This is a genomic window from Salinicola sp. RZ23, from assembly GCF_003206675.1.
Lineage (GTDB): Bacteria > Pseudomonadota > Gammaproteobacteria > Pseudomonadales > Halomonadaceae > Salinicola > Salinicola endophyticus.
Map to the genome: position 1 here is coordinate 1 of NZ_PZJK01000019.1, position 14,077 is coordinate 14,077.

Below are 14,077 nucleotides of genomic sequence, written 5' to 3' on the forward strand. Positions count from 1 at the left end.
CAGGGACGGCGCCCACAAAAAACCCCGCCTCGGCGGGGTCATCACCTGCCGCGCGGGCGAATCAGAACGGGATTTCGTCGTCGAAATCGTCAAAGCTGCCCGGATTCGGCGCGCCGTAGTTGGCGTTCTGCTGGTTGGGCTGCGGCGCCGGCTGGTTCTGCGGCGGACGCTGAGGCTGGTTGCCGTAGCTGCCCTGCTGGGCAGGCGCCGGCTGCTGCTGACCATAGCCGCCCTGCTGGGCCGGGGCGGGCTGCTGCTGGCCATAGCCACCCTGGGGCTGCTGCTGCGGCGCACCACCATACTGGCTCTGGGCGTAGTCACCACCGCCCTGACCGCTGCGCGAGTCGAGCATCTGCATGTCGTTGCCGACGATCTCGGTGGAGTAGCGATCCTGGCCATCCTGACCCTGCCACTTGCGGGTCTGCAGGCGCCCTTCGATATAGATCCGCGAGCCCTTCTTGACGTACTGCTGGGCGATCTCCGCCAGCTTGTTGAACAGTACCACACTGTGCCACTCGGTACGCTCCTGACGCTGGCCGCTCTGACGGTCGGTCCAGGTATCGGTGGTCGCGATGCGCAGGTTGCACACCGGATTGCCCGACGGCAGGAAGCGGACTTCCGGATCCTGTCCCAGGTTGCCGATCAGGATGACTTTGTTCACACCTCGGGCCATCGTTGTCTCCTTGCCTTACCTGCGTTTACGACGCCCTCAGGCGTCGGTTCGTTGCCATTGATTGCCGGTGATACGGGCCAGCGCCTCGGCGTCCAGGCGCTGGCGGTCGACCTTGAGATAAGCGACGCGCTCTTCGGGCACGACCATTACGTCCTCGACCCCGGCGACCGAGGCGAAACGCTCGAGCAGTGTATCGAGCATGCCCATGGATTGCGCGTCCAGCGGTACGATTTCGCTCGACAGGTGGCGCGGCGCGGGCATCCTCCACACCACCGCCAGCCAGATCGCCCCGACCACTGCAGCGCCGAGGAACACACTGTGGATACCCAGCCCCTGGGACAGCGCCCCGCCCAGGGTGCCGCCCAAAAAGGCGCCGAGGAACTGACTGGTGGAGTAGACCCCCATGGCGGTGCCCTTGGCCCCGGCCGGCGCCAGCTTGCTGATCATCGAGGGCAGCGTGGCCTCAAGCAGATTGAACACTACGAAGAAGCCCCACAGCAGCGCCAGCAGCGCGATGCGATCGCTCCCCAGCTCGCTGAACCCCAGCAGGATCAGGGTCATGGCCGCCACGGCGCCGACGAACACCGGCTTCATCTTGCGATACTTCTCGGCCACGATCACCAGCGGCACCATGGCCACGAAAGCCAGTGCCATTACCGGCAGATAGACCCAACCATGATGCGCCGGGGCGAAGCCCAGGGCCTCGAGCTGGAACGGCAGCGCGACGAAGCAGGCGGTCAGGATCAGGTGCAGGGCGAAGATCGAGAAATCGAGCCGCAGCAGATCACCCTGCATCAGGGTGGCACGCAGCTGGCGCCGATCGAGCCCGACATCGCGATGGGCCATGCGGCGTGGCGCCTTGGGCACCAGCTTCCACAGGATCAGCAGGCCGCAGGCGGAGAGCGCCGCAGTGAACCAGAACACCCCGGACAGCCCCCCGATGTCGGCGACCAGCGGCCCCACCACCATGGCCACACCGAAGGCGACACCGATCGACAGACCGATGGTGGCCATCGCCGCGGTGCGGATCTCCTCGCGGGTCTGGTCGGCGAGCAGCGCCATGATGGCGCCGGCGACCGCGCCACTGCCCTGCAGGCAGCGACCGATGATGACGACATAGATCGAGGTGGCGTTGGCCGCCACGACACTGCCGATAATGAACAGCAGCAGGCCGCCGGCGATCACCACCTTGCGTCCGAGCCGGTCGGAGAGCAGGCCGAAGGGAATCTGCAGGATCGCCTGGGTCAGGCCGTAGCCGCCCAGGGCCAGGCCGACGAGAAAGGGGGTGGCGCCGTCGAGATGGTCGGCGTAGAGCGCCAGGATCGGCAGGACCATGAACAGCCCCAGCATGCGCGAGGCATAGAGGCTGGCCAGCCCCACGATGGCGCGCCGTTCGGTAACGAGAAAACGAGATGTCATGGAAGTCACGGCTGGTGAACTCGGCAGAAGCGAGGATGAATGAGGGAACCCCCCATTTTACGCCTCGCCCGTGTCGAGTGAAAGCGCCAGGCGGCGCCAGACGCGGCGTCAGCGTCAGCCCATCGTCTTCGTCGTTACCGCAGCGACCGGTCGAGGCCGACAGACTGCTATACTGGTCGTTTCCCGCTTCGCTGCACGAGGTAGTCATGGACAGCATTCTGGTCAGGGGTGCGCGTACCCATAACCTGAAGGATATCGATGTCGAACTGCCACGTGACAAACTGATCGTGGTCACCGGCCTGTCCGGGTCGGGCAAGTCCTCGCTGGCTTTCGATACCCTCTATGCCGAGGGCCAGCGCCGCTACGTGGAGTCACTCTCCACCTATGCGCGGCAATTCCTGTCGATGATGGAGAAACCCGACGTCGACCATATCGAGGGGCTGTCGCCGGCGATCTCGATCGAGCAGAAGTCGACCTCGCACAACCCACGCTCCACCGTCGGCACCATCACCGAGATCTACGACTACCTGCGCCTGCTGTTCGCCCGCGCCGGCACGCCGCGCTGTCCTGACCACGGCGAGGAGCTGGAGGCGCAGACGGTATCGCAGATGGTCGACCAGGTGCTGGCACTGCCCGAAGGCAGCCGCCTGATGCTGCTGGCGCCGGTGATCAAGGGGCGCAAGGGTGAGCATCAGCAACTGCTCGGCGAGCTGCGCGCCCAGGGGTTCGTACGCGCCGTGGTCGACGGCGAGACCGTCGAGCTCGACGACCTGCCGACGCTGGACAAGAAGCGCAAGCACGATATCAGCGTGGTGGTCGACCGTATCAAGGTGCGTACGGATCTGCAGCAGCGTCTGGCCGAATCCTTCGAGACCGCGCTCAATCTGGCCGACGGTACCGCCATCATCCACTTCATGGATGGCGAGCAGGAGGATCTGGCGTTCTCTTCACGCTTCGCCTGCCCCATCTGCGGCTACTCGCTGGCCGAACTGGAACCGCGGCTGTTCTCGTTCAACAACCCGGCCGGCGCCTGCCCCACCTGCGACGGCCTCGGCGTGCGCCAGTACTTCGATCCGGACAAGCTGATCAGCCACCCGGAGCTGTCGCTGGCCGAGGGCGCGATCAAGGGCTGGGACCGGCGCAGCATCTACTACTTCAGCCAGCTGCAGGCGGTCGCCGAGCACTACCGCTTTACCCTAGACACGCCCTGGGAGGCGCTCGCCCGACACGAGCGCGAGATCGTGCTCCATGGCAGCGGCAACGACGACATCGCTTTCAGCTACGTCAACGATCGTGGACGCAAGGTGACCCGCGAACACCCCTTCGAGGGCGTGCTGCCCAACCTGGAGCGGCGCTACCGCGAAACCGAGTCGTCGATGGTCCGCGACGATCTGGCCAAGTACCTGGCGGTGCGTCCCTGCCCCAGCTGTGACGGCAGCCGCCTCAAGCGCGAGGCGCGCCATGTCTTTGTCGACTCGCGCAATCTGCCCGAGATCACGCACATGCCGGTGGGCGACGCCTGGAACTACTTCCGCGAGCTGAGCCTGCCGGGCCGCAAAGGCGAGATCGCGACCAAGATCGTCCACGAGATCCATGCCCGCCTGGAGTTTCTGGTCAATGTCGGCCTCGACTACCTGACCCTGGAGCGCAGCGCCGACACGCTCTCCGGCGGCGAGGCTCAACGGATCCGTCTGGCGAGCCAGATCGGCGCCGGCCTGGTGGGGGTGATGTACATCCTCGACGAGCCCTCGATCGGGCTGCACCAGCGCGACAACGACCGCCTGCTGCGCACCCTCACCCGGCTGCGCGACCTGGGCAACACGGTGATCGTGGTCGAGCACGACGAGGACGCCATTCGCGCCGCTGACCACGTGCTCGATATCGGTCCCGGCGCCGGCGTGCATGGCGGCACCATCGTCGCCCAGGGCACGCCCAAGCAGATCGAAGCCGCCTCCCACTCGCTGACCGGACAGTATCTCTCCGGCAAGCGCCGTATCGAGGTACCACCGCACCGGATTCCGGGCAATCCGGAGAAGCAGCTGCGGCTCACCGGCGCCAGTGGCAACAACCTGCACGACGTCGACCTGACGCTGCCGCTGGGGCTGTTCGTCTGCGTCACCGGGGTCTCCGGCTCGGGCAAGTCGACGCTGATCAACTCGACCCTGATGCCGATCGCCGCACGCGAGCTCAATCGTGCCACCACGCTGTCGCCGGCCCCCTACCGCAGCATCGAGGGGCTCGACCAGCTCGACAAGATCATCGACATCGATCAGAGCCCGATCGGGCGTACGCCACGCTCCAACCCGGCCACCTATACCGGGATCTTCACCCCGATTCGCGAGCTCTTCTCGGGCACCCAGGAGGCGCGCGCCCGTGGCTACAAGCCAGGCCGCTTCAGCTTCAACGTCAAGGGCGGACGCTGCGAGGCCTGCCAGGGCGAGGGCATGATCAAGGTGGAGATGCACTTCCTGCCGGATATCTACGTTCCCTGCGACGTGTGCAAGGGCAAGCGCTACAACCGCGAGACGCTGGAGATTCAGTACAAGGGCAAGAACATCCACGAAGTGCTGGAGATGACCATCGAAGAGGCGCTCGAGTTCTTCAGTCCGGTGCCGGCGATCGCCCGTCGTCTGCAGACGTTGATGGACGTGGGGCTCTCCTACGTGCGCCTGGGACAGAGCGCGACCACCCTCTCCGGTGGCGAGGCGCAGCGGGTCAAGCTGGCTCGCGAGCTGGCCAAGCGCGATACCGGGCAGACGCTCTATATCCTCGACGAGCCCACCACCGGGCTGCACTTCGAAGATATTCGCCAGCTGCTCGGCGTGCTCCACCGCCTGCGCGACCACGGCAACACCGTGGTGGTGATCGAGCACAACCTGGATGTGATCAAGACCGCCGACTGGCTGATCGATCTCGGCCCCGAAGGTGGGTCCGGCGGCGGGCGGATCATCGCCGAGGGTACCCCGGAGCAGGTGGCAGCCCAGGAACATTCCCACACCGGACGCTTCCTGGCCCCGCTGCTGCCGTCACCCAAGGCGAGCAAGGGCAAGGCCAAGCGCGCCTGAGCGCCCGCCGGAGGCGCCTGCGGGCGCTTCCGCGGGTAGCGTGGCACACCACCAGCCTGCCACCCTGCCAGCCGTACACAGGGGCACGCCTGGAGGAGGCCGTGCCTGAAGAGACCGGTCTGCCCTCCCGAGTGACAGACATCCAGCCTGCGGACACCTGACTGCCGACATCCCCCTTTTGGGCAGCCGGTTTTTGGACGACCGATTTTTGGACAAAAAGAAAGCCGGCTGCCCGATCACTCGGACAGCCGGCTTTGGTGCCGTTCGGCGGAAACGCGGGCGACTTACTCGTCGCCAGCAGCTTCCTGAACGGCCGGACGATCGACCAGCTCGACGTAGGCCATCGGCGCGTTGTCGCCAGCGCGGAAACCGCACTTGAGCACACGGACGTAACCGCCCGGGCGATTGGCGTAACGCGGGCCAAGCTCGTTGAAGAGCTTGCCGACGGCTTCCTTGGAGCGAGTGCGGCTGAATGCCAGACGGCGATTCGCCACGCTGTCCTGCTTGGCCAGGGTGATCAGCGGCTCGATATGACGACGCAGCTCCTTGGCCTTGGGCAGGGTAGTCTTGATCACTTCATGCTCGACCAGCGAGGTGCACATGTTCTTGAACATGGCGTGCCGATGCGAGCTGGTCCGATTCAGATGACGACCACTCTTACGATGACGCATGATTGCTATTCCTTACCAAACTGGTGATTCGAGTCGGCACTCCGGCACCGCCGAGGGCAAGCCTCAGGCGGAAGCCTTGTCGTCCTTCAGACTCGCCGGCGGCCAGTTTTCCAGCCGCATCCCGAGAGAAAGACCGCGCGAAGCCAACACGTCCTTGATTTCGTTCAAGGACTTTTTGCCAAGGTTCGGCGTCTTGAGCAGCTCGACTTCCGTGCGCTGAATCAAATCGCCAATGTAGTAAATATTCTCGGCCTTCAAGCAGTTGGCGCTACGAACCGTGAGCTCGAGATCGTCCACGGGGCGCAGCAGGATCGGATCGATCTGATCCTCTTCCTCTTCGACTTCCTGCTCTCGGTCAGCTTCGAGATCGACGAAGGCGGCCAGCTGTTCCTGAAGGATGGTCGCACTACGACGAATCGCTTCTTCGGGGTCCAAGGTGCCGTCAGTTTCGAGATCGATGACCAGCTTATCGAGGTCGGTGCGCTGTTCGACACGCGCCGCTTCGACCGCGTAGGACACGCGACGAACCGGGCTGAAGGTCGCATCCAGCTGCAGACGACCGATGGCACGGGATTCGTCCTCGTCGGAGAGCCGCACGTCGGCGGGCTCGTAACCGCGGCCCCGCACGACTTTCAGCTGCATCTTGAGATCGCTGCCGTCGTTGAGGTGCGCGATCACATGATCCGGATTGACGATCTCGACGTCGTGGTCGACGGCGATATCGCCTGCGGTCATGATGCCCGGGCCCTGCTTGTTCAGGGTGAGGAGCGCCTCGTCGCGACCATGCATCTTGATGGCCACGTCCTTGAGATTCAGAAGAATCTCGATGACGTCTTCCTGAACACCTTCGATGGCGCTGTATTCATGCAGCACGCCGTCGATTTCCGCTTCGACCACGGCACAGCCGGGCATCGAAGAGAGCAGGATGCGACGCAGCGCATTCCCCAGGGTATGGCCGAAACCACGCTCGAAGGGTTCCAGCACGATCTTGGCGTGATTCGCACTGACTTCTTCGACCTTGATGTCGCGGGGACGGAGAAACTCTGTCACTGAACGCTGCATATGAACACCTTCTCAGGCTGCCTAACGAATATCGGTACTCCAGCCGGTTCGGACCGCCGTGGCGGTCCGAACTCAGGCCTCACTTGGAGTACAGCTCGACGATCAGGTTTTCGTTGATGTCGGCAGACAGGTCGCCGCGTTCCGGGACAGCCTTGAAAGTGCCTTCCATCTTCTTCGCGTCGACGTCGATCCAGTTAACGTCGCCACGGTTGGCGGCGATGGACAGCGCCTGCTGGATACGGGCCTGGTTCTTGGCCTTCTCACGCACAGACACGACGTCGCCAGGACGCACCTGATAGGAAGCCACGTTGACGGTACGGCCGTTGACCGCAATCGCCTTGTGGCTCACCAGCTGACGCGATTCACTGCGCGTGGAGCCGAAGCCCATGCGGTAAACCACGTTGTCCAGCCGGGATTCCAGCAGCTGCAACAACACTTCACCGGTTGCCCCTTTCAGGCGCGCGGCTTCTTTGTAGTAGTTGCGGAACTGGTTTTCGAGCACGCCGTAGATACGACGTACTTTCTGCTTCTCGCGAAGCTGCAAGCCGTAGTCGGAAAGACGCTGACGGCGCTGGCCGTGCACACCCGGGATCTGCTCGGATTTGCACTTCTTCTCGAAGGGGGTGACACCGCTCTTGAGGAAGAGGTCGGTACCCTCACGACGAGACAGTTTGCACTTGGGTCCTAGATAACGAGCCATGAGTCGTTCTCCTTAAACGCGGCGTTTCTTCGGCGGACGGCACCCGTTATGCGGGATAGGCGTCGCGTCAGTAATGCTCTGCACACGGAAGCCGGCGGCGTTGAGTGCACGCACGGCAGACTCACGGCCCGGGCCGGGGCCCTTGACCAGCACGTCGACGTTTTTCACACCATACTCGGCTGCAGCGGTCGCTGCACGTTCACTCGCTACTTGAGCTGCGAACGGGGTGCTCTTGCGAGAACCACGAAAACCCGAACCACCGGCAGTCGCCCAAGAGAGAGCGTTGCCCTGGCGGTCTGTGATCGTCACGATCGTATTGTTAAAAGAGGCGTGGATGTGCGCGACGGCGTCCACGACCTGCTTTTTAACCTTTTTACGGTTACTACGCGGGTTAGCCATGTTGATGTTTCCTGATAGTTAACGTCGAAACGTTAATTATTTACGAATCGGTTTACGCGGTCCCTTACGGGTACGCGCATTGGTCTTGGTACGCTGACCACGCAGCGGAAGACCACGACGATGGCGCAGACCACGATAGCAACCCAGATCCATGAGACGCTTGATGTTCAGCGTCACGTCACGGCGAAGGTCGCCTTCTACGGTGTACTTACCGACTTCGGTACGCAGGATGTCGAGCTCTTCGCCAGACAGTTCCTGAATCTTGGTCGTCGGTGCAATACCGGCCGCGGCACAGATCGCCTGTGCGCGAGTGCGGCCAATCCCGAAGATGTAGGTCAGCGAGATCGCCGCATGCTTGTTGTCCGGGATATTGACGCCTGCAATACGGGCCATCAGCTTACTCCGAATGTTGAGCGGCTTGCTCGTTTAGTCGTCCACAAAGGGCGCAATAGCATACCCCTTTACCTCTCTTGAGGCAAGGGGCATGCCATGGCCCGCTTTCGTTGCAGCTAGGGGATCAACCCTGGCGCTGCTTGTGACGCGGTTCCGTGCAGATGACACGGACCGCGCCGTTGCGCCGAATGATCTTGCAGTTACGGCACATTTTCTTTACAGAAGCTCGAACTTTCATCGTTCTCTCCAAATGCTCTCTCGCGGAGGCTCAGCGCATCACGCCGCCGCTACCGTAGCCCTTCAGGTTCGATTTCTTCATCACCGACTCGTACTGGTGAGACATCAGGTGCGATTGAACCTGGGCCATGAAGTCCATGATCACCACGACCACGATCAGCAACGACGTACCGCCGAAGTAGAACGGCACCTGCCAGGCCACCACCAGGAACTGCGGCATCAGCGACACCAGCGTGATGTAGAGCGCCCCGAACAGGGTCAGCCGTGTCATCACCTTGTCGACGTAGCGCGCGGTCTGCTCACCCGGACGGATCCCCGGCAGGAAAGCGCCCGACTTCTTGAGGTTGTCGGCGACATCCTTGGGGTTGAACACCAACGCCGTATAGAAGAAGCAGAAGAACAGCACTGCCGCCGCAAACAGGATGATGTACAGGGGTGCCCCTGGGGAGAGCTGCTGCGAGGCGACCTGCAGCCACTCGAAGCCGTCGCTCTGACCCAGCCACTGACCGATGGAGCCCGGGAACAGCAGAATGCTGGACGCGAAGATCGGCGGAATCACGCCCGCCATGTTGACCTTCAGCGGCAGATAGCTGCTCTGACCGGCATACATCTTGTTGCCGACCTGGCGCCGCGGATAGTTCACCGTGATGCGGCGCTGGCCGCGCTCGATGAACACCACGAAGGCCACGGTCGCGACGGCCAGCAGTGACAGCGCGAGCAGCGGCAGCACGTTCCAGGCGCCATCGTTGCGCGCCAGCTCGAACGACTGACCGATCGCACTGGGCAGTCCGGCCACGATCCCGGAGAAAATGATCAGCGAGATACCGTTGCCGATCCCCTTCTCGGTGATCTGCTCGCCCAGCCACATCAGGAACACGGCCCCGGCCACGAAGGTGACGACGGCGGTGAAGTAGAAACTGATGCCGCCGGTGTAGGCGACGCCCTGACTGACCAGACCAACTGACATGCCGCTCGCCTGGATCAACGCCAGTAGCACCGTGCCGTAGCGGGTGTACTGGTTGATCTTCCGGCGCCCGGCTTCGCCTTCCTTCTTCAGCGCTTCGAGCTGAGGCGATACCGCGGTCAGAAGCTGCATGATGATCGACGCGGAGATGTACGGCATGATCCCCAGCGCGAAGATACTCATGCGCTGCAGCGCACCACCCGAGAACATGTTGAACATGCCGAGGATGGTGCCCTGGTTCTCCCGAAACAGGGCAGCCAGCTGGTCAGGATCGATGCCGGGTACGGGAATGTGGGCACCGATGCGGTACACCACGATCGCGATGAAGACGAAACGCAGGCGCGCCCACAGCTCGCTGAGGCCACTACCCATGTTCGCCGGCACGTTTCCTGACTTAGCCATTTAGTCCTCTACCTTGCCACCGGCCGCTTCGATCGCAGCGCGTGCACCTTTGGTGACCTTGAGGCCACGCACGGTAATCGCCTTGGTCAGCTCGCCGGAGAGGATGACCTTGGCGTGCTCGGTTGCGTTCTTGAGCACGTTGGCCTTCTTCAGGCTGGCGAGATCGGCGACGTCGCCTTCGACCTTGGCCAGTTCGCCGAGGCGAACTTCTTCGGACACCAGCGACTTGGCCGAGGTGAAGCCGAACTTCGGCAGACGGCGCTGCAGCGGCATCTGACCGCCTTCGAAACCGGGCTTGACCGAGCCGCCGGAACGCGACTTCAGACCTTTGTGGCCACGGCCACCGGTCTTGCCCAGACCGGAGCCGATGCCGCGCCCGACGCGCTTCTCAGCGTGCTTGGAACCCGGAGCCGGGCTTAAGCTGTTGAGTTTCATGGATTACTCTCCCTCGATTCGAACAAGGTAACGAACCTTGTTGATCATGCCGCGAACGGCGGGGGTGTCTTCCAGCTCGACCGAGTGCCCAATGCGACGCAGGCCGAGGCCCTTCATCGTCGACTTGTGCTTCTGCAGGACACCGATAGTGCTGCGGGTCTGAGTGATTTTGATCGTCTCTGCCATGGTTGCTTACCCCGCCAGTTCTTCGACAGACAGGCCACGCTTGGCGGCGATGTCTTCCGGAGACTGCATGGATGCGAGCCCCTTGATGGTGGCACGCACGACGTTCACCGGGTTGGTGGAGCCGTAGCACTTGGCCAGAACGTCATGGACACCAGCCAGCTCGAGGACGGAGCGCATGGCGCCGCCAGCGATGATGCCGGTACCTTCGGAAGCCGGCTGCATGAAGACCTTGGACGCGCCGTGACGGGCGCGAACCGGGTACTGCAGCGTGCTGCCGCTGAGGCTGACCTTGACCATGTTGCGACGCGCCTGGTCCATGGCTTTCTGGATCGCGACCGGCACTTCACGCGCCTTGCCACGACCGAAACCGACCCGGCCGTTGCCATCGCCAACGACGGTCAGCGCGGTGAAGCCGAAGATACGACCACCTTTGACCACCTTGGCGACGCGGTTGACCTGCACCAACTTCTCTTGCAGATCACCGCCCTTCTGTTCGTTATTCGCCATCGTAAAACCCTTTAGAATTGCAGACCGCCTTCGCGTGCGGCATCCGCCAACGCCTTGACACGCCCGTGGTATTTGAAACCAGCGCGATCGAAGGCAACCTGAGAGATGCCGGCATCCTTGGCGCGCTCAGCGATGAGAGCACCCACTTTGGCAGCCGCATCGGCGTTACCGGTCGAACCTTCGCGCAGGCTCTTGTCGAGCGTGGACGCGCTGGCCAGCACTTTGCCGCCGTCCGGCGAGATAATCTGCGCATAGATGTGACGCGGGGTGCGGTTGACGCACAGACGGTTCACACCCAGATCGCGGATCTTGGCGCGCGCGCGGCGGGCACGACGGAGACGAGATTCTTTCTTCGCGTTCATAACCCTGCCTTACTTCTTCTTGGCTTCTTTGCGGCGGACTTGTTCGTCGCCGTACCGAATACCTTTGCCCTTGTAGGGCTCCGGCGGACGGAAGGCGCGAATTTCCGCAGCCACCTGGCCGAGCTTCTGCTTGTCCGCGCTTTTCAGCACGATGATGGTGTTCTTCGGCGTTTCGGCCGTGACACCTTCAGGCAGCGTGTAGTCGATCGGGTGGGAGAAACCGAGTGTCAGATTCAGCGTCTGGCCATTTGCCTGGGCACGATAGCCGACGCCATTGATTTCCAGCGACCGAGTGAAACCCTCGGAGGCGCCGGTGACCATGTTCTGGACCAGGGCACGAGTCGTGCCGACCATGGCCCAGCTCTTGGCCTGCTCACTGGGAACAAAGGTCAGTTGACCGTCTTCCTCGGCGACCTTCACGTCGGGATGGACGGTCAGTTCTAGCGTGCCCTGGCCGCCCTTGACGGACAGCTGGTCGCCGTCGAACTTGACCTCGACGCCGCTGGGCAGTTTAACCGGATACTTGGCTACGCGAGACATTTCTCACTCCTAGAATACGGTGCAGATGACTTCACCACCGACACCCGCCTGGCGTGCGGCGCGATCGGTCATGACACCCTGAGAGGTGGTGACGATCGCGATACCCAGACCGTCTGCGACCTTGGGCATGGCACTCTTGCCCTTGTAGATCCGCAGTGACGGCTTGGACACACGCTGGAGGTGCTCGATGACCGGCTTGCCCTCGAAGTACTTGAGGGTCACGGTCAGCTCGGGCTTGGCGCCTTCGGAGACCGCGAAGTCGGTAATGTAGCCTTCCTGCTTGAGTACGCGGGCCACTTCCGTCTTGAGCTTGGAAGACGGCATGGTGACCGTCTCCTTGGTGGCCATCTGCGCATTGCGGATACGGGTACACATATCCGCCAGAGTATCTTGCATGCTCATTTACATTGCGCTCCTGAATTCCTCGACGTGGCTTACCAGCTGGACTTCTTCAGTCCAGGGACATCGCCACGCATGGCAGCTTCGCGCAGCTTGTTACGGGCCAGACCGAACTTGTTGTAGTAACCGTGCGGACGACCGGTAATGCGGCAGCGGTTGCGGGCACGAACCTTGCTGGAGTCGCGCGGCAGTTGCTGCAGCTTCAGCTGAGCGTCGAAGCGCTCTTCGTCAGAAGCGTTGACGTCGTAGATCACGCTCTTGAGCGCGGCACGCTTGGCGGCGTATTTGTCGACCAGCTTCGCGCGCTTGAGCTCACGCTCAATCATGCTTTTCTTTGCCATGAATCCACCCTTATTGCTTGAACGGGAAGTTCAGCGCGCTGAGCAGCGCACGACCTTCTTCGTCGGTGTTGGCGCTGGTCGTGATGGTTACGTCCAGACCACGGATCCGGTCGATCTTATCATATTCGATCTCCGGGAAGATGATCTGCTCACGGACGCCCATCGAGTAGTTGCCGCGGCCGTCGAAAGACTTCGGGTTCAGACCACGGAAGTCACGCACGCGGGGGATCGCGATGTTGACCAGGCGATCCAGGAAGTCCCACATCCGCTCGCGGCGCAGGGTCACCTTGACGCCGATCGGCCAGCCTTCGCGGACCTTGAAGCCAGCGATGGACTTGCGCGCTTTGGTCACCATCGGCTTCTGACCGGAGAGCTTCTCCAGGTCGCCGATGGCGTTTTCGATCAGCTTTTTATCGCTGGTCGCTTCGCCGATGCCCATGTTGAGGGTCACTTTGGTGATCCGGGGCACCTGCATCACGTTGGCATAGCTGAACTGCTCCTGCAGTTTAGCCATGACCTCGCTTTGATAACGTTCTTTCAAGTTCGCCATTTTGCTACCCGACTCGCGTTAGGCGTCGATCTGCTTTTGCGTCGACTTGTAGATACGTACCTTGGTACCGTCTTCCTGCACTTGGAAGCCGACGCGATCCGCCTTGCCGGTCTCCGCGTTGAAGATGGCCACGTTGGACGCATGGATCGGAGCCTCACGCTCGACGATACCCCCCGGGTTGCCAGCCATCGGATTGGGCTTGGTGTGGCGCTTGATCATGTTGACGCCCGAAACGACATAACGGTCGTTCTCGAGGACGCGCTTGATCGTGCCACGCTTGCCCTTGTCCTTGCCGGCGATGACGATGACTTCGTCGTCACGTTTGATCTTGTGCATATCCGCCTCGCTCCTTACAGCACTTCGGGCGCCAAGGAAATGATCTTCATGAACTTCTCGTTACGAAGTTCACGAGTAACCGGCCCGAAGATACGGGTACCGATCGGCTGTTCGTTGGTGTTGTTCAACAGAACCGCCGCATTTCCATCGAAGCGAATCAGCGAGCCGTCGTTACGACGAACACCGCTGCGCGTACGCACCACGACGGCCTTGAGGACCTGGCCTTTCTTGACCTTGCCCCGCGGAATCGCTTCCTTGACCGTCACTTTGATGACATCACCCACGCGAGCGTAACGGCGGTGGGAACCGCCAAGCACCTTGATGCACTGCACCCGGCGCGCGCCGCTGTTGTCGGCAACATCCAGCATTGTCTGAGTCTGAATCATTGGTTTTCTCCAAACCTAATCTGACTGCACTGGTTCAGAAGGCGCTGTCG

General features: G+C 62.3%; 20 protein-coding genes. 1 reads left to right on the forward strand and 19 read right to left on the reverse strand.

Annotation, left to right across the window (positions count from 1 at the left end):
• Positions 1-61 precede the first annotated feature (61 nt).
• A complete protein-coding gene (gene ssb, locus DOM67_RS18450) occupies positions 62-673 on the reverse strand; it encodes a single-stranded DNA-binding protein (RefSeq protein WP_110678661.1) in 612 nt (203 codons plus the stop codon).
• A 36-nt stretch (positions 674-709) separates the two neighbouring features.
• Positions 710-2,092, reverse strand: a complete 1,383-nt coding sequence (locus tag DOM67_RS18455; protein WP_188115221.1) for an MFS transporter — start codon at positions 2,090-2,092, stop codon at positions 710-712.
• Positions 2,093-2,298: 206 nt separating this feature from the next.
• On the opposite strand from DOM67_RS18455, the gene uvrA reads away from it, so the two are divergent.
• A complete protein-coding gene (uvrA, locus tag DOM67_RS18460; protein WP_110678665.1) occupies positions 2,299-5,157 on the forward strand; it encodes an excinuclease ABC subunit UvrA in 2,859 nt (952 codons plus the stop codon).
• Positions 5,158-5,441: 284 nt separating this feature from the next.
• Here the strand turns inward: uvrA and rplQ are convergent, their stop codons facing one another.
• The 17 genes from rplQ to rplN all read right to left on the reverse strand — a co-directional run bounded on the left by rplQ (position 5,442) and on the right by rplN (position 14,027).
• Entirely contained in the window at positions 5,442-5,828 is a 387-nt protein-coding gene (gene rplQ / locus DOM67_RS18465) for a 50S ribosomal protein L17 (RefSeq protein WP_110678667.1), read from the reverse strand.
• A gap of 63 nt (positions 5,829-5,891) precedes the next feature.
• Positions 5,892-6,890 (reverse strand): DNA-directed RNA polymerase subunit alpha, encoded by a 999-nt coding sequence (gene rpoA / locus DOM67_RS18470; protein WP_106418801.1) that lies wholly within the window; start codon positions 6,888-6,890, stop codon positions 5,892-5,894.
• 79 nt (positions 6,891-6,969) lie between these two features.
• Positions 6,970-7,590, reverse strand: a complete 621-nt coding sequence (rpsD, locus tag DOM67_RS18475; RefSeq protein ID WP_110678669.1) for a 30S ribosomal protein S4 — start codon at positions 7,588-7,590, stop codon at positions 6,970-6,972.
• A gap of 12 nt (positions 7,591-7,602) precedes the next feature.
• On the reverse strand, positions 7,603-7,989 hold the full coding sequence (gene rpsK / locus DOM67_RS18480) for a 30S ribosomal protein S11 (RefSeq protein ID WP_009723883.1): 387 nt from the start codon (positions 7,987-7,989) through the stop codon (positions 7,603-7,605).
• A 36-nt stretch (positions 7,990-8,025) separates the two neighbouring features.
• Positions 8,026-8,382, reverse strand: a complete 357-nt coding sequence (rpsM, locus tag DOM67_RS18485) for a 30S ribosomal protein S13 (RefSeq protein ID WP_035470398.1) — start codon at positions 8,380-8,382, stop codon at positions 8,026-8,028.
• 124 nt (positions 8,383-8,506) lie between these two features.
• A complete protein-coding gene (gene rpmJ / locus DOM67_RS18490; RefSeq protein WP_031384759.1) occupies positions 8,507-8,620 on the reverse strand; it encodes a 50S ribosomal protein L36 in 114 nt (37 codons plus the stop codon).
• A gap of 30 nt (positions 8,621-8,650) precedes the next feature.
• The gene (secY, locus tag DOM67_RS18495) at positions 8,651-9,985 is read right to left on the reverse strand and encodes a preprotein translocase subunit SecY (RefSeq protein WP_110678671.1); all 1,335 of its coding nucleotides are present in this window, start codon (positions 9,983-9,985) and stop codon (positions 8,651-8,653) included.
• The gene (gene rplO / locus DOM67_RS18500; RefSeq protein ID WP_110678673.1) at positions 9,986-10,420 is read right to left on the reverse strand and encodes a 50S ribosomal protein L15; all 435 of its coding nucleotides are present in this window, start codon (positions 10,418-10,420) and stop codon (positions 9,986-9,988) included. It abuts the gene before it with no gap.
• Positions 10,421-10,423: 3 nt separating this feature from the next.
• The gene (rpmD, locus tag DOM67_RS18505; RefSeq protein WP_110678674.1) at positions 10,424-10,606 is read right to left on the reverse strand and encodes a 50S ribosomal protein L30; all 183 of its coding nucleotides are present in this window, start codon (positions 10,604-10,606) and stop codon (positions 10,424-10,426) included.
• Between the two features lie 6 nt (positions 10,607-10,612).
• Complete coding sequence (gene rpsE / locus DOM67_RS18510) at positions 10,613-11,113, reverse strand: 30S ribosomal protein S5 (RefSeq protein ID WP_035470394.1); 501 nt, start codon at positions 11,111-11,113, stop codon at positions 10,613-10,615.
• An 11-nt stretch (positions 11,114-11,124) separates the two neighbouring features.
• The gene (gene rplR, locus DOM67_RS18515; protein ID WP_110678675.1) at positions 11,125-11,475 is read right to left on the reverse strand and encodes a 50S ribosomal protein L18; all 351 of its coding nucleotides are present in this window, start codon (positions 11,473-11,475) and stop codon (positions 11,125-11,127) included.
• Positions 11,476-11,484: 9 nt separating this feature from the next.
• The gene (gene rplF / locus DOM67_RS18520; protein WP_110678676.1) at positions 11,485-12,015 is read right to left on the reverse strand and encodes a 50S ribosomal protein L6; all 531 of its coding nucleotides are present in this window, start codon (positions 12,013-12,015) and stop codon (positions 11,485-11,487) included.
• Positions 12,016-12,024: 9 nt separating this feature from the next.
• On the reverse strand, positions 12,025-12,417 hold the full coding sequence (gene rpsH / locus DOM67_RS18525; protein ID WP_035470391.1) for a 30S ribosomal protein S8: 393 nt from the start codon (positions 12,415-12,417) through the stop codon (positions 12,025-12,027).
• Positions 12,418-12,449: 32 nt separating this feature from the next.
• Entirely contained in the window at positions 12,450-12,755 is a 306-nt protein-coding gene (gene rpsN, locus DOM67_RS18530; RefSeq protein WP_035470390.1) for a 30S ribosomal protein S14, read from the reverse strand.
• 10 nt (positions 12,756-12,765) lie between these two features.
• Positions 12,766-13,305: a 50S ribosomal protein L5 gene (gene rplE, locus DOM67_RS18535; protein ID WP_035470389.1), complete on the reverse strand. Its 540-nt coding sequence runs from the start codon at positions 13,303-13,305 to the stop codon at positions 12,766-12,768.
• An 18-nt stretch (positions 13,306-13,323) separates the two neighbouring features.
• Positions 13,324-13,641: a 50S ribosomal protein L24 gene (rplX, locus tag DOM67_RS18540; protein WP_035470388.1), complete on the reverse strand. Its 318-nt coding sequence runs from the start codon at positions 13,639-13,641 to the stop codon at positions 13,324-13,326.
• 14 nt (positions 13,642-13,655) lie between these two features.
• A complete protein-coding gene (gene rplN, locus DOM67_RS18545) occupies positions 13,656-14,027 on the reverse strand; it encodes a 50S ribosomal protein L14 (protein WP_035470387.1) in 372 nt (123 codons plus the stop codon).
• Positions 14,028-14,077 lie beyond the last annotated feature (50 nt).

Bases quoted from the DNA above. Each gene is read 5' to 3' on its own strand.
- rplN (WP_035470387.1), bottom strand. From the start codon at position 14,027: ATGATTCAGACTCAGACAATGCTGGATGTTGCCGACAACAGCGGCGCG.
- ssb (WP_110678661.1), bottom strand. From the start codon at position 673: ATGGCCCGAGGTGTGAACAAAGTCATCCTGATCGGCAACCTGGGACAG.
- rpsM (WP_035470398.1), bottom strand. From the start codon at position 8,382: ATGGCCCGTATTGCAGGCGTCAATATCCCGGACAACAAGCATGCGGCG.
- rpsK (WP_009723883.1), bottom strand. From the start codon at position 7,989: ATGGCTAACCCGCGTAGTAACCGTAAAAAGGTTAAAAAGCAGGTCGTG.
- rpsD (WP_110678669.1), bottom strand. From the start codon at position 7,590: ATGGCTCGTTATCTAGGACCCAAGTGCAAACTGTCTCGTCGTGAGGGT.
- rpmD (WP_110678674.1), bottom strand. From the start codon at position 10,606: ATGGCAGAGACGATCAAAATCACTCAGACCCGCAGCACTATCGGTGTC.
- rpsE (WP_035470394.1), bottom strand. From the start codon at position 11,113: ATGGCGAATAACGAACAGAAGGGCGGTGATCTGCAAGAGAAGTTGGTG.
- rplQ (WP_110678667.1), bottom strand. From the start codon at position 5,828: ATGCGTCATCGTAAGAGTGGTCGTCATCTGAATCGGACCAGCTCGCAT.
- rpsN (WP_035470390.1), bottom strand. From the start codon at position 12,755: ATGGCAAAGAAAAGCATGATTGAGCGTGAGCTCAAGCGCGCGAAGCTG.
- secY (WP_110678671.1), bottom strand. From the start codon at position 9,985: ATGGCTAAGTCAGGAAACGTGCCGGCGAACATGGGTAGTGGCCTCAGC.
- rplO (WP_110678673.1), bottom strand. From the start codon at position 10,420: ATGAAACTCAACAGCTTAAGCCCGGCTCCGGGTTCCAAGCACGCTGAG.
- rplF (WP_110678676.1), bottom strand. From the start codon at position 12,015: ATGTCTCGCGTAGCCAAGTATCCGGTTAAACTGCCCAGCGGCGTCGAG.
- uvrA (WP_110678665.1), top strand. From the start codon at position 2,299: ATGGACAGCATTCTGGTCAGGGGTGCGCGTACCCATAACCTGAAGGAT.
- rplR (WP_110678675.1), bottom strand. From the start codon at position 11,475: ATGAACGCGAAGAAAGAATCTCGTCTCCGTCGTGCCCGCCGCGCGCGC.
- rpmJ (WP_031384759.1), bottom strand. From the start codon at position 8,620: ATGAAAGTTCGAGCTTCTGTAAAGAAAATGTGCCGTAACTGCAAGATC.
- rpoA (WP_106418801.1), bottom strand. From the start codon at position 6,890: ATGCAGCGTTCAGTGACAGAGTTTCTCCGTCCCCGCGACATCAAGGTC.
- rplX (WP_035470388.1), bottom strand. From the start codon at position 13,641: ATGCACAAGATCAAACGTGACGACGAAGTCATCGTCATCGCCGGCAAG.
- DOM67_RS18455 (WP_188115221.1), bottom strand. From the start codon at position 2,092: ATGACATCTCGTTTTCTCGTTACCGAACGGCGCGCCATCGTGGGGCTG.
- rpsH (WP_035470391.1), bottom strand. From the start codon at position 12,417: ATGAGCATGCAAGATACTCTGGCGGATATGTGTACCCGTATCCGCAAT.
- rplE (WP_035470389.1), bottom strand. From the start codon at position 13,305: ATGGCGAACTTGAAAGAACGTTATCAAAGCGAGGTCATGGCTAAACTG.